The sequence below is a fragment of the Pseudophaeobacter sp. 1A09344 genome (assembly GCF_041008745.1).
GTDB lineage: Bacteria > Pseudomonadota > Alphaproteobacteria > Rhodobacterales > Rhodobacteraceae > Phycobacter > Phycobacter gallaeciensis_A.
On the sequence record NZ_JAXGFS010000002.1, the window covers coordinates 285921 to 304927 of the forward strand.

Annotated in this window: 25 protein-coding genes and 1 tRNA gene; 22 read left to right on the forward strand and 4 right to left on the reverse strand. The window is 60.1% G+C overall.

The window, feature by feature from the left end; genetic code table 11:
* The 14 genes from SM765_RS04545 to SM765_RS04610 all read left to right on the forward strand — a co-directional run bounded on the left by SM765_RS04545 (position 1) and on the right by SM765_RS04610 (position 7346).
* Positions 1-1188, forward strand: a complete 1188-nt coding sequence (locus tag SM765_RS04545) for a hypothetical protein (protein ID WP_368981457.1) — start codon at positions 1-3, stop codon at positions 1186-1188.
* Entirely contained in the window at positions 1188-1886 is a 699-nt protein-coding gene (locus SM765_RS04550; protein WP_368981458.1) for a lambda exonuclease family protein, read from the forward strand. The genes SM765_RS04545 and SM765_RS04550 overlap by 1 nt, the downstream gene beginning before the upstream one ends.
* The gene (locus SM765_RS04555) at positions 1883-2476 is read left to right on the forward strand and encodes a hypothetical protein (protein WP_368981459.1); all 594 of its coding nucleotides are present in this window, start codon (positions 1883-1885) and stop codon (positions 2474-2476) included. Before SM765_RS04550 ends, SM765_RS04555 begins: the two co-directional genes overlap by 4 nt.
* Positions 2476-2928, forward strand: a complete 453-nt coding sequence (locus SM765_RS04560) for a hypothetical protein (RefSeq protein WP_368981460.1) — start codon at positions 2476-2478, stop codon at positions 2926-2928. Before SM765_RS04555 ends, SM765_RS04560 begins: the two co-directional genes overlap by 1 nt.
* On the forward strand, positions 2925-3272 hold the full coding sequence (locus tag SM765_RS04565) for an HNH endonuclease (protein ID WP_368981461.1): 348 nt from the start codon (positions 2925-2927) through the stop codon (positions 3270-3272). The genes SM765_RS04560 and SM765_RS04565 overlap by 4 nt, the downstream gene beginning before the upstream one ends.
* A 125-nt stretch (positions 3273-3397) precedes the next feature.
* Positions 3398-3586: a hypothetical protein gene (locus SM765_RS04570; RefSeq protein ID WP_368981462.1), complete on the forward strand. Its 189-nt coding sequence runs from the start codon at positions 3398-3400 to the stop codon at positions 3584-3586.
* Positions 3583-3822: a hypothetical protein gene (locus SM765_RS04575; RefSeq protein WP_368981463.1), complete on the forward strand. Its 240-nt coding sequence runs from the start codon at positions 3583-3585 to the stop codon at positions 3820-3822. The genes SM765_RS04570 and SM765_RS04575 overlap by 4 nt, the downstream gene beginning before the upstream one ends.
* Before the next feature lie 70 nt (positions 3823-3892).
* Positions 3893-4132 carry a hypothetical protein gene (locus tag SM765_RS04580; RefSeq protein ID WP_368981464.1) on the forward strand — a complete coding sequence of 80 codons (240 nt, stop codon included), beginning with the start codon at positions 3893-3895 and terminating at the stop codon, positions 4130-4132.
* Between the two features lie 13 nt (positions 4133-4145).
* Positions 4146-4523 (forward strand): hypothetical protein, encoded by a 378-nt coding sequence (locus SM765_RS04585; RefSeq protein WP_368981465.1) that lies wholly within the window; start codon positions 4146-4148, stop codon positions 4521-4523.
* 193 nt (positions 4524-4716) lie between these two features.
* Positions 4717-5412 (forward strand): hypothetical protein, encoded by a 696-nt coding sequence (locus tag SM765_RS04590; RefSeq protein ID WP_368981466.1) that lies wholly within the window; start codon positions 4717-4719, stop codon positions 5410-5412.
* Between the two features lie 73 nt (positions 5413-5485).
* Entirely contained in the window at positions 5486-5731 is a 246-nt protein-coding gene (locus SM765_RS04595) for a hypothetical protein (RefSeq protein WP_368981467.1), read from the forward strand.
* The gene (locus SM765_RS04600; RefSeq protein ID WP_368981468.1) at positions 5732-6076 is read left to right on the forward strand and encodes a DUF551 domain-containing protein; all 345 of its coding nucleotides are present in this window, start codon (positions 5732-5734) and stop codon (positions 6074-6076) included.
* The gene (locus SM765_RS04605) at positions 6077-6301 is read left to right on the forward strand and encodes a hypothetical protein (protein WP_368981469.1); all 225 of its coding nucleotides are present in this window, start codon (positions 6077-6079) and stop codon (positions 6299-6301) included.
* Positions 6243-7346, forward strand: a complete 1104-nt coding sequence (locus tag SM765_RS04610; protein ID WP_368981470.1) for a tyrosine-type recombinase/integrase — start codon at positions 6243-6245, stop codon at positions 7344-7346. Before SM765_RS04605 ends, SM765_RS04610 begins: the two co-directional genes overlap by 59 nt.
* Before the next feature lie 39 nt (positions 7347-7385).
* Here the strand turns inward: SM765_RS04610 and SM765_RS04615 are convergent.
* The 4 genes from SM765_RS04615 to SM765_RS04630 form a co-directional block, all read right to left on the reverse strand.
* Positions 7386-7462: transfer RNA gene (locus SM765_RS04615), tRNA-Met, on the reverse strand.
* 298 nt (positions 7463-7760) lie between these two features.
* The gene (locus tag SM765_RS04620; protein ID WP_274837337.1) at positions 7761-9002 is read right to left on the reverse strand and encodes a lytic murein transglycosylase; all 1242 of its coding nucleotides are present in this window, start codon (positions 9000-9002) and stop codon (positions 7761-7763) included.
* Between the two features lie 71 nt (positions 9003-9073).
* Entirely contained in the window at positions 9074-9466 is a 393-nt protein-coding gene (locus tag SM765_RS04625) for a carboxymuconolactone decarboxylase family protein (protein ID WP_065271219.1), read from the reverse strand.
* Positions 9467-9576: 110 nt separating this feature from the next.
* Positions 9577-10719, reverse strand: coding sequence for a THUMP domain-containing class I SAM-dependent RNA methyltransferase (locus tag SM765_RS04630; protein ID WP_065271220.1), 1143 nt, complete (start codon positions 10717-10719; stop codon positions 9577-9579).
* A 300-nt stretch (positions 10720-11019) separates the two neighbouring features.
* Between SM765_RS04630 and SM765_RS04635 the strand changes: the two genes are divergently transcribed.
* The 8 genes from SM765_RS04635 to SM765_RS04670 all read left to right on the forward strand — a co-directional run bounded on the left by SM765_RS04635 (position 11020) and on the right by SM765_RS04670 (position 18886).
* Complete coding sequence (locus SM765_RS04635; protein ID WP_274839877.1) at positions 11020-12753, forward strand: ABC transporter substrate-binding protein; 1734 nt, start codon at positions 11020-11022, stop codon at positions 12751-12753.
* Between the two features lie 175 nt (positions 12754-12928).
* Positions 12929-14005, forward strand: coding sequence for an ABC transporter ATP-binding protein (locus SM765_RS04640; RefSeq protein WP_274837335.1), 1077 nt, complete (start codon positions 12929-12931; stop codon positions 14003-14005).
* Positions 14006-14014: 9 nt separating this feature from the next.
* Positions 14015-15088: an ABC transporter ATP-binding protein gene (locus SM765_RS04645; protein ID WP_274837334.1), complete on the forward strand. Its 1074-nt coding sequence runs from the start codon at positions 14015-14017 to the stop codon at positions 15086-15088.
* Between the two features lie 6 nt (positions 15089-15094).
* Positions 15095-15958, forward strand: coding sequence for a carbohydrate ABC transporter permease (locus SM765_RS04650; protein ID WP_065271224.1), 864 nt, complete (start codon positions 15095-15097; stop codon positions 15956-15958).
* A 12-nt stretch (positions 15959-15970) separates the two neighbouring features.
* A complete protein-coding gene (locus SM765_RS04655) occupies positions 15971-16768 on the forward strand; it encodes a carbohydrate ABC transporter permease (RefSeq protein ID WP_065271225.1) in 798 nt (265 codons plus the stop codon).
* 1 nt (position 16769) lies between these two features.
* Positions 16770-17048, forward strand: a complete 279-nt coding sequence (locus tag SM765_RS04660; RefSeq protein ID WP_065271226.1) for a DUF2160 domain-containing protein — start codon at positions 16770-16772, stop codon at positions 17046-17048.
* A 289-nt stretch (positions 17049-17337) separates the two neighbouring features.
* A complete protein-coding gene (locus SM765_RS04665) occupies positions 17338-17733 on the forward strand; it encodes a BlaI/MecI/CopY family transcriptional regulator (protein WP_274829675.1) in 396 nt (131 codons plus the stop codon).
* Positions 17723-18886 carry a M56 family metallopeptidase gene (locus SM765_RS04670; protein WP_065271227.1) on the forward strand — a complete coding sequence of 388 codons (1164 nt, stop codon included), beginning with the start codon at positions 17723-17725 and terminating at the stop codon, positions 18884-18886. Before SM765_RS04665 ends, SM765_RS04670 begins: the two co-directional genes overlap by 11 nt.
* Positions 18887-19007: the final 121 nt, after the last annotated feature.

Here is a 19007-nt window from a genome sequence, read left to right on the forward strand (position 1 = left end):
ATGAACGAACAAGTATCCTCTGTTGCCCTAGCATTGCCGGAGCCAGCATCACTCGCGGTCATTCTGAAGAAACAGGATGGGCTTAGCGAGATGCTTTCGAAACTGGAAGATGCCGCCCGCAAGGAGGCCGAAGGCAAAGACGTATCTACCCGAAAGGGGCGGGACGCTCTGAAGTCAATTGCGCACAAGGTCAGTCAGTCGAAAGTCGAACTGGACAAGCAGGGCTTGGCCCTCACCGAAGAAGCGCGCAAGGAGATCGACGCGGTGAACGCTGGCCGAAAGCTGGCGAAAGACCGGCTGGAATCTCTCAGGGATGAGATCAAAAAGCCCGCCCTGGATTGGGAGGCCGCAGAGGCCGAGCGCGTCCAGGCGCTGGAGGATCGCCTCGCCGCGATTGATGCAGGCCGGGCTGATGCTCATTGTCCTTCAGAGCAAATCGCCGCCGTGCTGGCGGAGATTGAAGCCGTAGATGTTGGCGAAAGCTGGCAGGAGTTCCAAAGCGAAGCGGTAGCGGCGAAAGACAAGGCTGTTTCGGCTCTCCGGACCAATCTGGCAGAGGCTCAGAAGCGGGAAGCAGATGCGCGTGAACTGGAAGAACTGCGGGCATTGAAGGCCGCCAAGGAAGAGGAAGAACGCAAGCAGCGCGAGGCTGAAGAAGCCGCGGCGAACCTGCGGGAACGTGCCGAGAAAGCCAGAGCCTACATCAAGGAAGTCGGTGAAGGGCGCATCGGCGGCCAGCCGCAACCGTTCGGCATTCTGATCTATGAGCTGGACACCAAGCTGCCGTCGATTGTCGATGAACTTGGAGAGCACGCAGAGGGCATTCACGACCTCCGCAAGGCCACTCTGTCCGACCTGAATGCACGCATGGAACAGCAGCGCCTTGAGGATGAGGCTGAAGCGGAACGGCAGCGCAAAGATGCTGCCGAGAAGGCGGCGGCAGAAGCCAAGGAAAAGGCAGAGCGGGATGCCGCAGAGAAGGCCGAGGCCGAACGGCAGCGCCTGGAGGAAGAAAAACGCAAAGAGGTCGAAGCGCGCGCCAAACGTGAAGCTGACCAGCAGCACCGCGCAAAAATCCGATCCGATATCATTGAGGCCCTGTCAGCCCTGCGCGGCAAGGCAACGCCCGAGGCCATCGCAGACGCCCTCATGGCCGGCGAAATCCCTCATACGGAGGTCCGTATCTGATGAACCAGATTTCACCCGTTAAACTGCACAACGCAGAGCAAGGCTCGGACGAGTGGCTGCAGCTCCGGTGCGGCGTCCTGACCGCCAGCGTCGTTAAGGAAATCGTGACGCCGACCCTCAAGCTGGCCGCGAACGACAAGACCCGCGCCCTGGCAAACAAGATCGCCATTCAGCGCATCACCGGCATTCCCGAAGAAACCTTCACCACTGAAAAGATGCTGCGCGGCCACATTGACGAGGAAGTCGCCCGCGACCTTTACAGCCAGAAATATGCCACCGTATCAGAGTTCGGATTTGTCACCAATGACCGCTTTCCGTTCTTCGGGTATTCGCCTGACGGTCTGGTCGGATCGGATGGACTGATCGAGGTGAAAAGCCGTGATCCGCATCTACACCTTGCCAGCATCACAGCGCGCGAAAACGGTGAAGGCATCCCCAAGGAATACATGGCGCAGATCCAGGCTGGCCTACTGATTTCCGGGCGCGACTGGTGCGACTTTATCAGCTTCTCGCACGGCTTGCCGATGATGGTTCACAGGGTAGAGCCTGACGCCGAGTATCAGGCCGCTATTTCAGAAGCCGCAAAGGCATTTGAGGAAACCGTGCAAGGCATCATTGCCAGTTACAAGCGCGCTACCGCAGACGCCTCGATCTACACTCCGACCGAACGAATTGACTATGAAGGGATGATCCTATGACTTCGATCCTGCCCACCATTGCAGCCAAGTCCGACCAGCTCAACGCAGAAGACCTGATCGGAGGCCCGCGCACAGTTCGCGTGACCGAGGTGAAGGTGAAGACCTCCGACGATCAGCCGGTCTGGGTCCACTTCGAAGGCGACGACCGCAAGCCGTTCAAGCCCTGCAAGACGATGCGCCGACTTCTGGTGCGTGTCTGGGGCGATGACAGTGCAAATTACGCCGGGCGCTCCATGACGCTGTACCTTGATCCTGAGGTGAAATACGGCGGCATGAAGGTTGGCGGCATCCGCATTTCCCACATGTCCCACATGGACGGGCCGCAATCCTTCTACCTCACAGAGACGCGAGGCCGGAAGAAGCAGCACACCGTCAAGCCTCTGGAAATCGAGACGCGCCAGAAGATGCCACAGGAGCCGACCGCAGAGGAATTGAGAGAGGCCCTTGACGCCCTGGACGCCGCAGAAACGATGGGCGCCTTGGTTCAGGTATGGAAGGCCCGCCCGGCGTTCCACAGTGTTGCCGAGTTTGTGGCCCGCAAGGATGCACTGAAAGAGGCTCTCACCGTTCCGGCGGAAGGTGGCTTCTGATGGACTGGCGGCACGTTGTCAAAGACGCGGAAAGCCTTGTGGTGCTCTACACGCGCCTTGGCGACATGCCGCAGCCGTTCAATGTCACCGTGCAAGAAGGCGAAGGCAAAAAGCGGTCTATGTCTCAGAACGGTCTGTTTCACGCGTGGATGGGCCAGATCGCCAAGGCCACGCACGACACGCCATCCAGCGTCAAAGCTGACTGCCATATCCAATGGGGCATCCCGATCTTCCGGGCCGAGGACGAGGCCTATGCGGCATTCATCGAACGCGCCCTTGGCGGCCAGACACGGAAGGCGGTCAAAGACATGATCGAGGCCGGTTACGTGCCCTGCACAAGCCTGATGAGCAAGCCAATCTTGGCGCAGTACATGGACGCGGTGTGGCGGCACTACGCCCCGCACGTCCAGCTTATGGACCCAGAGGAATTGAAGTGGAGGGCAGCAGCATGAGCCGCCGCCGTATGTCCACCACCCGCCGGGCCAAGATCTTCAAGGCCGCCAATGGCATCTGCCACATCTGCGGATGCAAGATAGACGGGACCAAGGAAGCCTGGGATGCGGATCACGTAATCCCGCTGGAAATCAGCGGAGACGACAGCGACGAAAACCTACGTCCGGCGCACCGGAAATGCCACCAACGGAAAACCGCGAAAGAGGACGCGCCGACCATCGCCAAGTGCAAGCGAGTGGAGGCGAAGCACAGCGGGGCGCACAGATCTAAATCGACGCTCCCCGGCTCTCGGGACAGCAAATGGAAACGCAAGATCAACGGCACTGTAGAGCGCCGCGAATAGCCCCTTTCCGACAGGCGCCGGGACATGAAAGCCGTTCATCCCGTCCGGCTCCACCAGCCCGCAAAGGCCTCCCAATAGGCCCGGCGTCTTTCAGAGAGAAGCAAACCAACCGAAAGGAAAGAGACATGGATAACCCGATCATGAAATATTTCGAATATGCGCATCTGCCGGAACACCTGCAGGCGGTGAGCAAACCGTTCGGTATCATGGCGCAGCAGATGAACAGTCAGCTACCGGACGGCCCCGAAAAGAGCGCGGGCCTGCGCAAACTCCTTGAAGCAAAGGACTGCATGGTCCGCGCGGCTCTCGGATGAAATCGCCGTCACGCGACAGCCAGTTGGCGCTTGAGGCCGCGAAACTGATCCTCGACGGACGCGACCCTGTGAAGGATCGGGCACAGGTTTTGATCACCCTGGACCACACCATTGCCACCATTCTCTTGGTCGCCATGGAACGTGACCCGCAGAAGGCGGTTCAGATGTTCAGCGAGGGCACCGTGCCCCACGTCGAAGAGCGGATCATGCTTTTTGCATCGAAGCGCCGCGCCTGACCTCAATACCTGCCCCTGCGCGCCGGGGGCAGTGATGGAGAGCAGATACCTAAAACCCCACGGAGCGATCATGGCAACAACATGGAACCTCACGCCGCAAGCGAATATCGAAGTGGCGATTGACGATGACCACACGCGAGCTCTGTCTTTCGATGAGAGAGACGCCCTCGTGGATGCTCTGCTCGATGCTGGCGCGAAAGAGGTCGTGCACTACGGCACAATCATTCCGACCTTTGAGGATACGACCGTCGAAGCGGCAACCGCGACCACGCAGCGTGTCCTGAGCGATTTTTTTGAAACGTCCAGCTAATCCCGGAGTCCCCATGACTGACCTGAGAGAACAGATTGCCAAAGCTGTGAGGAATGGTTTCGCGCAATCCTGTATCAAGAACATCTCTGATTATGAAACAGCCGACGCCATACTTGAACTGCTCAAGGGCGCGGTGAAGCCTTTGGAGTGGGAATGGCCGACAGAGTACGGCCTTATATGCCGCGCGAAAACATCAATCGGCACGTACTCAATTCATAATGATGAAGATAGCGCAGGTAGTGCCCTCTTTATGTATCTGCATCTAACGGACGATGGGGATTGCACTAAATATGCGATTGGATGGCATGGTTACTTTGAGCCTGATGAGTTTCAAGCCATAGCCCAAGCCGACTGCGAGCGCCGCATCCTCGCAGCGTTGGGGGTGAAGTGATGACAAGAGAGCAAGAAATTAGAGCGCTCACTATTCTTCATAACATGGCCGTCGAGCGGAAGGGGTGGAGATCGTTTTTCAGGCGCTGGTGGATCAGTGATGAGCCTCTGCGGAATGACGCGGCAAACCTTATTCGCGAAGTCGGGTACTCGGGCTTGATGCCTGACGGATGCCAACTTGTCGGAGACGACCAATGACCCCACCAACCACAGACACGAGCCGGGAGGCTGTTGAGGCAATCGCGGCTGAGTTCGACTACCGCGTCGAAATGCACTCGAAGCTGTCGACTGGACCGGCAGGCGGCCTGCGTACTGAGCGTGGCATGGAAGCAGCTAAGACACACAGTGCGACTGCTGCCGTCCTACGCGCCCTACTTGCCGAGCGTGACGCCGCCCTTCTCCGCGAAAAGACCCTCAAGGACAACACGGAAGAACTGCGCCAGCTGCGGCGGGTGTTTAATGCTGTGAAGTCCGAACGCGACGCCCTGCGCGACCAACTCGCAGCGGCCCGGAATGAGGTGCTGGAGGAGGCGAAGGCCGAATGTGAAGCGCAGCGGGTGAAGTGCAACGACAATGGTCAATTCGAGGCTGCTGCTTTCTGCAAAAATCTGCTTGTCTACATAGACGCCCTCAAGTCCACGACCAATGCCGCGCGCGAAGTAACCGTGCAGGAGGCGGCCAAGGCGGTGACGTTTGAAGAGTGGCTTGAGGCGTGTCCCGATGATGATACCGAAACCAACCGCGACAGAGCGCGGCGGGTTCTTGGCCCGCGCTATGGGCCTTGGTTGCGCGAGGCGTGGCGCCTCGGAATGGCGCAGGTTGAGGCGTCAGATTATTACAAGACTGGGGCCCTCTGCGCCCTAGCCAAGGAGGAGCAGAGCGATGAGTGACATAGAATGCGGCTGGTGCGGAGAGGAGCCATCACGGCCATTGTGCTGCCCTGAATGCGGAAAGGACGGATACATGGGGTGCAAGGGGGCGTGCGCCGAAACCATCACCGCCCTGGAGGAGGAGAGGGATAGGCTGAGGGAGGCCGTAGCCGCAGCGGACGAACTGGCCCGGCAGATGGGTGAGATCGAGAAGGAAGCTGGGCGCGAACTTGAATACGGCGAGGAAGATCCGATCCGAATGCTGGATTGGTTCGATACCGAGTGGAACAACGCGCTGGAGCGGTTCCGTAGCGCCCGCGCAGCACTGGAGGGCGAATAGATGGCAGATGCACCTGAAGAAATTGGCGTCAAGCTGACTGAGGGCTATGAGTTTAATTGGTGGGGAGTTGTCACGGATGCTTCCGATGAAGAAGCGGTCGTATACGTTAGGGAGGACACATCGAAGCTCGATAGATCGCCATCATGGCACCGCATAGACGATCCAGACAACCCGCCGCCAATGGATGGGACGGAAGTTCTTGGGTTGATGGGGGCAAAAGACGCCAGATTGGTTTGGTATTTTGCATCATCATCGCAAACAAAGAGGTGGCTTGACGTGAATGGCAAGGAGGTTCAGCCGACCCACTGGATGCACCTTCCACAGCCACCGAAGGAGGGCGAATAGATGAGCAAGCCGTTCACCGCTGATGCCCGAAGCCGCCGCGTACGCTTCACACAGGCTGATCTATCGAGAGCGATTAAGGCCGCTACCCAAGCGGGAATGACGGTCATGAGAACACGAATAATGCCATCCGGCGAAATTGTGCTAGAACATCAAGGCGAGCAAACACATGACAGCGCGTTCGACCAATGGAAAGCCGGTGCGGGTAAACCTGAAGGGCATAAATAAAGTCCGCAAGCGGCTGGCCGATGGGTCAACCGTAACGCATTATTACGCATGGCGTGGCAGGGGCGCACCTCGGTTGCTGGGTGAGCCTGGAAGCCCTGAATTCATTGCCAGCTACAAGGCCGCGCACGAATCCAGAGCAGACCGCCACATTGGGACCTTGCAAGCGCTGCTGAACGACTATCAGGCGTCGCCATATTTCACTGAAAAAGCCGCGCGCACACAGTCAGACTACATCAAGCATATCCGCAAGATTGAGTCGGCATTCGGAACATTCCCAATATCAGCACTGGCAGACCGCCGCGCCCGAGGCGAGTTCCTGAGGTGGCGCGATAAGCTGGCGGAACGGTCTCGCAGGCAAGCAGACTATACCATGGCTGTTCTGGCTCTGGTGCTGGCGTGGGCATATGATCGCGGCGCATCCCCCGCGAACCCTCTGGAACGCCCCGGCAAGACCTACCGCGCAGACCGAGCCGCGAACATTTGGTCAGACGCTGACTTGTCGGCATTCCGCAAGGCGGCGCCACCGCATTTGTCGCTTGCATTGGAATTGGCTCTTTGGACAGGGCAGCGGCAGGGTGATCTATTAAAACTCACCTGGGGTAGCTATGATGGGGCAACGATCAGGCTGCGCCAAGGGAAGACCGGGCGGCGCGTTACTGTTCCAGTGGCAAGGCCATTACGCGAAGCGCTTGACGACGCCAAATCAAGGCGCGCAGGCTTGACCATCCTCACAACCACACGCGGGACGCCATGGACCAGCAGCGGGTTTCGGGCATCATGGGGGAAAGTACCTGTCGCGCTAGACGGCCTGACATTCCACGACTTGCGAGGGACAGCGGTTACACGGCTCGCGCGGGCAGGCTGCACAGTTCCAGAGATCGCAACCATCACCGGTCACGCGCTGAAGGAGGTGGAAGCCATCCTAGATCGCCATTATCTGAGCCGGGATCGTGGCCTTGCGGAATCGGCAATCGCGAAGCTTGAAAGGCACGCGGGAAAGACGAAGGCTGCAAACCATGCTGCAAACCGCCGTAACCGGCTCTGAAGGCCGTTGCGAAATTACCTTAGATATCAAGTGGTTTTTTGGTAGCGGAGGAGGGACTTGAACCCCCGACACGCGGATTATGATTCCGCTGCTCTAACCAGCTGAGCTACTCCGCCACTCGCTGTGTGGAGGCGATTTACGGAATGGGGCCGGTGGGGTCAAGCAGGAAAATCGGCTGTGCAGGATTTTCTGGTCAAAAAAATGCACCGTTTTAAAATTTCACAATATTTACAGCACCTTAAATCATCAAACAAAATGACCGCAAAGACAGGCACTGTGAAACACATCGCAGCCTTGGCACCCGAGCGTTAGGCTGACTGGACGCCTCCTCCCCTACCTCACCCGCTGCGAAGCGAAACCCCGCGCTATCGCCGCGTTTTTCAGAATCGCATACTGCGCCGAGCAGCGGCGCAGTCACCGCGCAAGCGCCGCCTTCATCGCAGGATCGGGGAAACAAGTCGGGGGCTGCCCCGTGGCCTCCTGCCAGCGCCCGATGGAGCGGCGGGTCTTGTAACCGGCCAGCCCATCAGCGCCGCCGACATCATGCCCCTGCCCTATGAGCGCGCGCTGCATGGCGGCTACATCCGACCGCAGCAGCCCCCCGACGGAGCCCCAACGGGCGTGAAAGTCGCCAACGCCGAACTGGATGCGGTCCCCCACATGCCCCACGAACAGGGCGTATAGATCGCTCATGTTGTAATCTTTCAGGACGTAGAAATTTGGCGTCACCACGAAGGCGGGTCCGTATCGCCCGGCAGGCATCAACAGATACCCCTGCTGACCGCGTTCGTGTTCAGGAAAGGGACGCCCGGAGACTCGGGTAATCCCCATGGCCTCCCAATCGGAAATAAGGCGGCCCTGATCCGGGCCTTCCAGCGTGCAAGAGACGCTGCCCGGAACTGAAACCTCAAACCCCCAGTCGCGCCCAGTTTGCCAGCCATGCCGCTTCAGATAGGTCCCGATTGAGGCGATGGTGTCGGCCTCTGACCCCCAGATATCCGCGCGGCCGTCGCCGTCGCCGTCTGCGGCATGTTGCAGAAAATTCGTGGGCATGAACTGCGGCTGGCCAAGGGCGCCAGCCCAGCTGCTCTTCATTGCATGGGCGGGCACGTGACCTGCCTCCGCGATCTGCAGCGCCGCGATCAACTCGGCCGAGAAATAGTCCGCGCGCGTGCTCATGAAGCCCTTGGTGGCGAGGACCTGAAAGGCATCATGCGGAATGGCCGCCCGCCCATAGGCGCTTTCCCGCCCCCAGATTGCGAGGATGATCCGCCCGGGTACGCCGGTTTCGCGTTCAACCTTCGTCAGGCTGGATTTGTGGCGCCGGGCCATCTGGCGCCCGGTCGCCGTGGCGCCATCGACCGCGCCGCGACCGAAGTATTTCCCGGGCTTGCCGAACTCGGCCTGCCGCTGCGTTTTCGGCGTCTTGACCGGTGCGCCGGGGGGCACCAGATCGGGCAGCTTCCAGTTCAGTGTCACGCCATCAAATGCAGTGTTGAACGTCCGGCGCGAAACACCCGCACGCCGGGCCTGCGGCCAGACCTCCTGCCGCAACCAGGTCTGGAACTGGCGTTCAATTGCAGCGCGGTTCTGAGCCAGGGCCGAACCGGCGCCGCCCAGCAACAAAGAAACAAGCAGGAGAGCACGCAACACCATTGGGGACCTTCCGGGAAACAAACATCCTACTGATCCCACCCGATCACGGACCCCATGACAAGGGCTGAGCCTCAGCTCTCCGCGTTAGCCTCGGCCAGAACCCGCCGGGCCACCCGGAAGCACTCCAGCGCCTGCGGTACACCGCAATAAATCCCGATCACATGAATAATCGCCCGCAGTTCATCCTGTGTGACACCATTGTTCAGCGCGCCTCTGCAGTGAGTTTCCCACTCCTGCATCTTGCCCAGCGCGCCGATCATGGAAAGGTTCATCATCGACCGGGTCTTGGCATCGATGACATCATCGCCCCAGCCAAACCCCCAGCACCAGGCGGTCATCGCCTCCTGAAAGGGGCGGCTGAAATCATCCGCAGCGGCTAGATTGGCATCTACATATTCCGCGCCAAGGGTGGCGCGGCGCTGCTCAAGCCCCTTTAGAAACAGATCTTCGTCAAATGTGCTCATGCTGCGGCTCCGTGAATGCAGGATTTGGCGCCGGGTTCAGATAGCCCGGCGCAGCCAAGATGCCACTGATCTCAGCAGTATGGCCAGCATTGTCACATCAGAACGATGGATCAGGGCAGCGGAGCAGTCCGGAACAGACGGATCTTCAACCCGCCATGTGCGACCGGTGCCCCGAAGGGCAAAAAGGGCAGTTGGGTCGCCTTTGCCAGACCGGTTTCGCTGGTCACGATACCCACCTGCCAGCCGGAAAATCGCTCTTTCAGGACCTGCCCCAAAGCACCGTAAAGCGCGAAAAGCAGTTTCTTGTTGCCGATCCGCGCCCCATAAGGCGGGTTCACGATCACCAGCCCGGGCGCCCCCTCGGGCGGCATCAGATCGCTGACCGCAGCCTGCGAAAAGGACGTGCAGCCTGCAACACCCGCACGGGCGGCATTGGCAGTGGCCATCTCCACCGCGCCCGCATTCCGGTCGGATCCGTAGAACCGCAGCGGGGTCTCCTGCGAAACGACTGCGGCTTTCATCGCGGCAAAAGCATCCGCATCAAATGTCGCAAGTTGCTCAAAGGCAAAGCTGCGGCTGCGCCCGGGCGCCAGCCCCATGGCGATCTCGGCGGCCTCGATCACGAAGGTGCCGGAGCCGCACATCGGGTCCACTACTGTCTGGCTTCCGTCGAACCCGCATTCGCGCAGAAACAGCGCCGCCAGATTTTCCCGCATCGGCGCCTTGCCCACGGCCGATTTGTGGCCACGCTTGTGAAGCCCCTCGCCCGAAGTATCGACGCTGAACTGGCACAGGTTGTCCTCAATCCGGCATTTCAGCGTCACGCCTGCGCCGCTCATCTCATCACTGGCATTGGGCGGAATGATCGTGGCGCCCAGCTCTTCGGACAGGGCCCGTTCGATCCGCTGGGCGGCAGCGCCTGCGTGGTAGATTTTTGACTTCTTGTTGGTCGCCACCTCGACGCGGATCGGAACATCCGCGCGCAGTACATCCGCCCACGGAAATTTCCGGGCGCGTTTGTCCAGTTGCGCAAGGTGGAAGGCCCGGAAAGCACCGATCCGCGCCAGCACGCGCGCCGCGCCGCGCAGGTACAGGTTGGCGCGCCAGACCTCGGGCCAGCCGCCCTGCACCGTGACACCGCCGGGTACAGCCCGGGGATCGGAAAATTGCAGCTCGCGCGCCTCGGCCAGCAGGGCCTGTTCAAGCCCCGGCGCCGCGGTCAGAAAGATCTCGAATGTGGATTCATCTGTCATGGCACCTTCCTTAGCCGGAAACTCAGAACACCGCGACGGGAAAACGCGATTCTCCCAGCGCCCTCGCCATCCCCACAACAAGAGCCACCAATCCGGTTGATGCTGCGGTGCGGCAGCGGGTTTTCGCTGCGCCCGCATTGCAAACAGGTATCCTCAGATCAACTTTAATCACAACATTGTCAGACACTTACATCATTACTAATTTTTTAGTTTGACAATCCGCCGCACCCTATGAAACTCCTGTAGCAGTCAGGTGCGAGCAACGCACATCTGGCCTTACTGACTTTAGGGAGGAGAAAGATGCGGAAGTATCTTTTGTCCGCAGCAGCGGTTTGCGCCGTGGTTGCGGGCCAAGCAGCATATGCCGACGAGGCAGCTGCCAAGAAATGGATTGATGAAGAATTCCAGCCATCGGCCCTGTCCAAGGATGAACAACTGTCCGAGATGCAGTGGTTCATTCAGGCGGCAGAGCCTTACAAGGGCATGGAAATCAACGTGCTGTCCGAGGGCATCCCCACGCACAGCTATGAATCGGAAGTTCTGACAAAAGCCTTTGAAGAAATCACCGGCATCAAGGTGAACCACCAGATCCTGGGGGAAGGCGAAGTCGTTCAGGCGGTTCAGACCCAAATGCAGACCAAGCGGAACCTCTATGACGCCTACGTCAACGATTCCGACCTGATCGGCACCCACTCGCGTCTGCAGCTCGCTTATAACCTCAGCGACATGATGGAAGGCGATTTCAAGGCGGTGACCAACCCCGGTCTCGACCTCGACGACTTCATGGGCACCCAGTTCACCACCGGTCCCGATGGCGATCTGTACCAGCTGCCCGACCAACAGTTCGCGAACCTCTACTGGTTCCGCAAAGACTGGTTCGACCGTGAAGACCTGCAAGCGGCCTTCAAAGAGAAATACGGCTACGATCTGGGCGTTCCGGTTAACTGGTCCGCATATGAGGACATCGCTGAATTCTTCTCGGAAGATGTGAAGAACATCGATGGCGTCGATATCTACGGCCACATGGACTACGGCAAACGCGCGCCTGACCTTGGCTGGCGGATGACCGACGCCTGGCTGTCGATGGCGGGCGCAGGCTCCAAAGGTGAGCCGAACGGTGTGCCGATCGACGAATGGGGCATCCGCATGGAAGCGGGCACCTGTAACCCGGTTGGCGCCAGCGTCACCCGCGGTGGTGCCGCGAACGGCCCGGCTGCGGTCTATGCGATCCGCAAATGGGACGAATGGCTGCGCAAATACGCGCCTCCGGGTGCGGCGTCTTATGACTTCTACCAGTCCCTGCCCGCCCTGGCCCAAGGCAACGTGGCACAGCAGATCTTCTGGTACACCGCCTTCACCGCAGACATGGTGAAGCCGAAGTCCGAAGGCAACAACACCGTCGACGACAGCGGCACCCCGCTGTGGCGCATGGCGCCCTCGCCGCATGGCCCCTACTGGGAAGAAGGCCAGAAGGTCGGCTATCAGGACGTGGGTTCCTGGACCTTCCTCAACTCCACTCCGCTGGACCGCGCGCAGGCTGCATGGCTCTACGCTCAGTTCGTGGTGTCGAAAACCGTGGACGTGAAGAAATCCCACGTGGGTCTCACCTTCATCCGCGACAGCTCGGTCAACCACGAGAGCTTCTCTGAACGTGCCGAGAAACTCGGTGGTCTGGTGGAATTCTATCGTTCGCCCGACCGCGTGGCATGGTCGCCGACCGGTGTGAACGTTCCGGACTATCCCAAGCTGGCCCAGATCTGGTGGCAGCAGATCGGTGACGTAAACTCCGGCGCCTTCACGCCGCAGGAAGCGATGGATCGTCTTGCTCAGGAAATGGACATCACCATGAGCCGGATGCAGCGCGCTGACGAGCAGGCCAACATCTACGGCGGCTGCGGTCCGCGTCTGAACGAAGAGAAGGACGCGGAATGGTGGTACGCCAATGGCGGCGCCAAGCCGAAGCTGGAGAACGAGAAGCCTCAGGGCCAGACCGTCAACTATGACGAGCTAGTTGCCCGCTGGGCCAAGAACTAAGGGCTCCCTCCCCGCCGGGCGGCTCTCCGCCCGGCCGACCCACCCCGAAGCGGCCCATGTCCTGCTTCGGGGCATTTGCAAACCCCACGGAAGCGCGGATCGCGCTTTGGCTCTCTCGCCGACGCCCGCAGCGGCGCAGCGCAAGCGGGCCCATTCTCCGGAAAGACCAACCAAGATGGCTCTTGAACTTAAAAACGTGGTCAAGCGCGTCGGCGCGATTGAGCACATAAAAGGCACGTCTCTGATACTGGAGAGCGGTCACTTCAACGTCCTTCTGGGCGCCACCGGCTCGGGCAAGACCTCATTGATCAAACTGATGGCCGGGCTGGACCCGATTGCCAGCGGCAGCGTGTGGATGGAAGGCAGGGACGTGACCCGCCTCAACACCCAGAAACGCAACATTAGCCTGGTGCACCAATTCTTTATCAACTACCCGCACATGACGGTTTTTGAAAACATCGCCTCCCCCTTGAAGGTTGCAGGCATGGCAAAATCCGAAATCGAAGGTCGGGTAGAAGACGCCGCGGATATCCTGCAGCTGCGCCCGATGCTGCACCGGCGCCCGCATGAACTCTCTGGCGGTCAGCAGCAACGCTGCGCCCTTGCCCGCGCGATTGCCAAGGAAAGCCAGGCGGTGTTCCTGGACGAACCGCTGGCGAACCTCGATTACAAACTGCGCGAAGAACTGCGCGACCAGCTACCAGAGCTTTTCGCCGGACGTGGTGCCGTTGTGGTCTATGCCACCTCGGAACCCGAAGAGGCGCTGCTGCTGGGCGGTAAGACCGCGCTGATGCGCGATGGCCGCGTTACCCAGTTCGGCCCCACCGCAGAGATCTACCGCGACCCGCAAAACGTGGCCGCGGCCCGGGTGTTCTCGGATCCGCCGATCAACACCGCCGAAATCACCAAACAGGGCAACATGGCCCGGCTGACCCCGGATGTGACCTGGGTTCTGGAGGGCGCCGCCGCAGATCTGGCGGATGGCACCTATACCGTCGCGATCCGCCCCTATCACGTGCTGCCCGTCGCCACCACGCAGGCCACGGTCCGCATCGCCGGACGCGTGCAGGTGACCGAGCTTTCGGGCTCCGAAAGCAGCGCCCATTTCGATCTGGGCCTTGGCAGCACTCAGGGCAGCTGGGTCTCCCTTTCGGCCGGGGTTCACCCCTACCAGGTCGGTGAAATGCATGATTTCTATATGGATCCATCCGCGTGCTATTTCTTTGCACCCGATGGCTCCCGCGTGGCGTGAGGCAAGACGATGGCAAAAATTACCCTTTCAAAACTACGCCACAGCTACCTTCCGGCGCCGACCTCCGCGTCCGACTACGCCCTGAAGGAGATCGATCTCGACTGGTCCGACGGCGGCGCCTATGCGCTGCTTGGCCCCTCGGGTTGTGGTAAATCCACCCTGCTGAACATCATCTCAGGGCTTCTGGTGCCCTCCGAAGGTCAGATCCTGTTTGATGGCCAGAACGTCACCAAACTGCCCCCCGACCAGCGCAATATCGCGCAGGTGTTCCAGTTCCCGGTGATCTACGACACCATGACCGTTTACGACAACCTCGCCTTCCCGCTGCGCAATCGTGGCCGGGACGAGGCCATCGTACGCGAACGCGTCATGGCGATTGCCGAGATGCTCGAAGTGACCGAGATGCTGGATCAGAAGGCCGCTGGGTTGTCACCTGACAACAAGCAGAAGATCTCGATGGGCCGTGGCCTCGTGCGCGAGGATGTCAACGTGGTGATGTTCGATGAACCGCTCACTGTGATCGACCCGCATCTGAAGTGGAAGCTGCGCTCCAAGCTGAAAGAGCTGCACCAGCGCGTGAAGGCGACGATGATCTACGTCACCCACGACCAGACCGAGGCACTGACCTTTGCCGATCAGGTGGTGGTGATGCAGCTTGGCGAAGTGGTGCAGATCGGCACGCCGGTTGAGCTGTTCGAACGCCCCGCGCATACGTTTGTCGGCCATTTCATCGGCTCGCCGGGCATGAACATCCTGCCCTGCACCTTTGACGGAGAGGCAAAGATCGAAGGCCAGCCAGTCGCCCTCGAAGGCCCCGTGCGCGGCACCCCTAATGGCAAGACCGAGATCGGCATCCGCCCGGAGTTCGTCTCGCTCTCAGACAGCGGCCTGCCCGCCACCGTCACCAAGGTGTCCGACATCGGCCGCCACACGGTGGTCGAATGCAACTGCCTTGGCCACAAGGTCAACGCCGTGATCGAGGAAGGCGCCGCCCCGCACAAAGGCGATGAAACCCACCTCGCCTTCCGCCAAGACCAGACCCGCCTTTACGTGGACGGCTGGCTCGCCACAGACCCGGAGTAACAGCAAATGAAAACCGAAAACCAAAAAGCATGGTTCTTTGTGCTGCCGGTCCTGTTGCTGGTGGCCTTCAACGCGCTCATCCCAATGATGACCGTCGTCAACTACTCGGTGCAGGAGACCTTCGGCGACAACGTCTTTTTCTGGCAGGGGCTCGACTGGTTCGAACAGATCCTGCGCTCCGACCGGTTCCACGCGGCGCTGGGGCGTCAGTTCCTCTTCACCTTCCTGATCCTGATCATCGAGGTGCCCTTGGGCATCGCGATTGCGCTGTCGATGCCACGCAAAGGGTTCTGGGTGCCGGTCTGCCTCGTGCTGATGGCGCTGCCGATGCTGATCCCCTGGAACGTGGTGGGCGCGATGTGGAACATCTTCACCCTCCCCGATATCGGCCTTCTGGGCTATTTCCTGAACCACACGCTCGGCATCAACTACGACATGACGCAGGATCCGGTCGCGGCCTGGGTGACCATCGTCACCATGGACGTCTGGCACTGGACCTCGCTGGTGGTGCTTCTGTCCTATGCGGGTCTCGTCTCAATCCCCGACGCCTATTATCAGGCAGCCAAGATCGACGGTGCCTCTAACTGGGCGGTGTTCCGGTTCATCCAGCTGCCCAAGATGAAAACCGTCCTGACCATCGCGATCCTGCTCAGGTTCATGGACAGCTTCAACATCTACACCGAGCCTTTCGTTCTGACCGGTGGTGGCCCCGGCAACTCCACCACGCTCCTGTCGATCGATCTGGTGAAAATCGCGCTGGGTCAGTTCGACCTTGGCCCCGCCGCCGCGATGTCGCTCATCTACTTTGCAATCACGCTTCTGGTCAGCTGGCTGTTCTACACGCTGATGACCAAAGACGATCAGAATTAAGGGAGGGATCAGATGCAGAAACGTTCCATCGTCCCCATCGTCTATATACTGTTCCTCATGCTGCCGATCTACTGGCTGGTGGCGATGAGCTTCAAGACAACCAATGAAATCCTCGCGGGCTTTTCGCTCTTTCCGCAGACCTTCACGCTGGAGAACTACAAGGTCATCTTCACCGATCCGACCTGGTACTGGGGTTATATCAACTCGATCCTCTACGTGACGATCAACACGGTGATTTCGGTCGCGGTAGCCCTGCCGGCCGCCTATGCGTTCAGCCGCTACCGCTTTCTCGGTGACAAGCAGCTGTTCTTCTGGCTGCTCACCAACCGGATGGCCCCTGCAGCGGTCTTTGCCCTGCCCTTTTTCCAGCTATATTCGGCCGTGGGGCTGTTCGACACCCATCTGGCGGTGGCGCTGGCGCACTGCCTGTTCAACATCCCGCTCGCGGTCTGGATTCTCGAAGGTTTCATGGGCGGCATTCCCAAGGAACTCGACGAAACCGCCTATGTGGATGGCTATTCCTTCCCGCGGTTCTTTGCCGTGATCTTCATCCCATCGATCAAGGCCGGGGTCGGCGTTGCTGCCTTCTTCTGCTTCATGTTCTCGTGGGTGGAGCTGCTGTTGGCCAAAACCCTGACAGCCGTGGCGGCCAAACCCATCGCCGCCACCATGACCAAAACCGCCTCCAGCGCCGGCTATGAGCTGGGCCTTCTGGCGGCTGCGGGCACATTGACAATCATTCCGGGCGCCATCGTGATTTGGTTCGTCCGCAACTACATCGCAAAGGGTTTTGCGATGGGGAGGGTTTGACATGCTATCATGGATGGCCTGGACCTGGCCGACGGCGCTGGTCTTTATCGGTATCTTTTCTGCAATCGGCGTTCTCATCGCGCTTGAGATCCGCCACCCCGGCGGCGACCTGCGCAAGGGGGTCCTGGGGCTCGAAACCACTCGCGGCGACCGGCTGTTCATCAGCCTCCTCGGGACCGCCTATATCTTTCTGGCCTGGCTCGGTCTGATCGGCATGCCCCTGTGGATCCCGCTCGGCCTGTCTATCGCCTGGGGCGTCTTCTGCTTCTGGAAGGTGTGACGGTGGGCCCACCCGGCGGGTCAAGGAGGCCGAAGGCCCCGCCAAAGGCGGCTTGTCCTTGACGCGCACGCCTTCAATACCCTTGAAAACGGCCTTGAGAGGCAGATCTGCCCCTCAAGGCCTTCTCAGCAAATCGGGCATTTTCTGCTGGTGTACAGAGGTCTCTGCACCGCGAGGTCGGGCAACCAGAAATCTGCGTACCTGGCCTCTGCTAAAAAAATAGTTTTCAACCCCTCCCCCTTTCCCCTAGCATAAGCGGAAGACCAAAATGGATCAGGCAACTGCGCGCATGCGAAAGAAACAGGACAAATCGCTCCTCACCGAAGTGGAACTGGAGTTCATGACCGTGGTCTGGGAAACCGGCGGCGGCACCGTGCGCGATATTCTGGCCGAGCTGAACAAGGTGCAGGAACGCGCCTATACCTCGGTCGCAACGGTCCTGAAAATCATGGAGCAGAAGGGTTTTCTTACCAGTGAACGGGCCGACCGGTCGCTGGTCTACCGCCCCGCTGTTCCCAAGGCAGAGTACCAGAAAACATCTCTGAAAAACCTTTCGAGCAAACTCTTCAACGGAGCCCCGGCCGCCCTTGTTGCCCGGCTTGTCGATGATGAGGACGTGACCGACGAAATGCTCGAAGAGATGAGAGCGCTTCTGGAGGAAAGGCTGGGGGACAATGCAACCTGATGCTCTACTGAATGCCTATCTTGATCTGAACCTGCTGCTGTTTGCGGGCGCGGCGCTCTGGCTGGTCGCGCGAAAACTGCTGTCCCGCAGCGCTTTCGGCTCAACCTACCGTCCGCAATTGCAGCTGTTGAACACGGTGACGCTGCTGCTCGCGCTGTCTCCGCTGCTGGTATTGGCGCTGACCAGCCTGGTCTTTGCCCATCCGCCCAATCTGTCGGACCTTCTGGTTGCGCAATATCTGCAGGGTCATGTCGGGATGAGCGCAACCCGGTTCGAGGATCTTCTGGGCCTGCGCGAGAATCTGGTTCGCACCCTGACCAGCGATCGACCTCTCTGGGCACAGGCGACGCTGGCCGCTTTGGCCGTTGGCGCGGCCTTCTGCACGGCGCAATTGGCGGTGTCGGTCCTGCGCCTGCGGAGCAGCCTGCGGCAGGCCTTTGCCTGGAAGCGCATCGGCAGCGTGCGGCTGCTGTTGTCGGATCAGGCCCGCGTCGCCTATTCCACCCGCAGTCTTTTTACGCGCTACGTCGTTCTGCCGACCGCCCTGCTGGAGGATCCGCAGGATCTGCGCCTGACCGTCGCACATGAATTGCAGCACTTCCGGCAGCGCGACATCGAATGCGAATTTCTCCTCGATGCGCTGCGACCGCTGCTGTTCTGGAATCCCGCCTTTTACCTGTGGCGCCGCGAAGTGCGGCTGCTGCGTGAATTTGCCTGCGATCAGGCGATGATGGCACGGCCTCATTTCGATCTGCGCGCCTATTGCGAATGCCTGATCCGCGCCTGCGCCCATGCGGCCAAGGACCCGGTACTGTTTGCCCGCCGCAGCCCTGCGGTGGCCCTGGTGGATCGCCGCGAAACAGCTCGTGGCGCATCAGCGCTGGAGCGCCGCCTGCTCGCCGTGACCGCCGGCCAGAGCGCAAAAGCCAGCCCGCTGGGCTGGGCCGTCATCTCGGGCCTGATGGTTGCTGCGGTGATGACAACAGCGCTGTTGCTGCAACGCCCTGCCGACTGGAGCCATGATCGGATCATGCTCTCGACCATCGTGAACCTTGAACGGATGGCTAGCCGCGCGGCCACCACTCCGCAGACCGCCTCCGCCGCCCTGACAGGCAGCTTCACGACCGCTGGTTTTGGCACGGACCGCCCGTAAAAGGCAGGCACGTCCCTCCACCGCCTTTCCTCCCTGCTTGCCTCTGCAAGCGATTTCCGCGCGCGACCTGTCCTGGGTCTGCAGCGGATAATTGCGGCCAAACCTTTGCAGAACCCGCAAA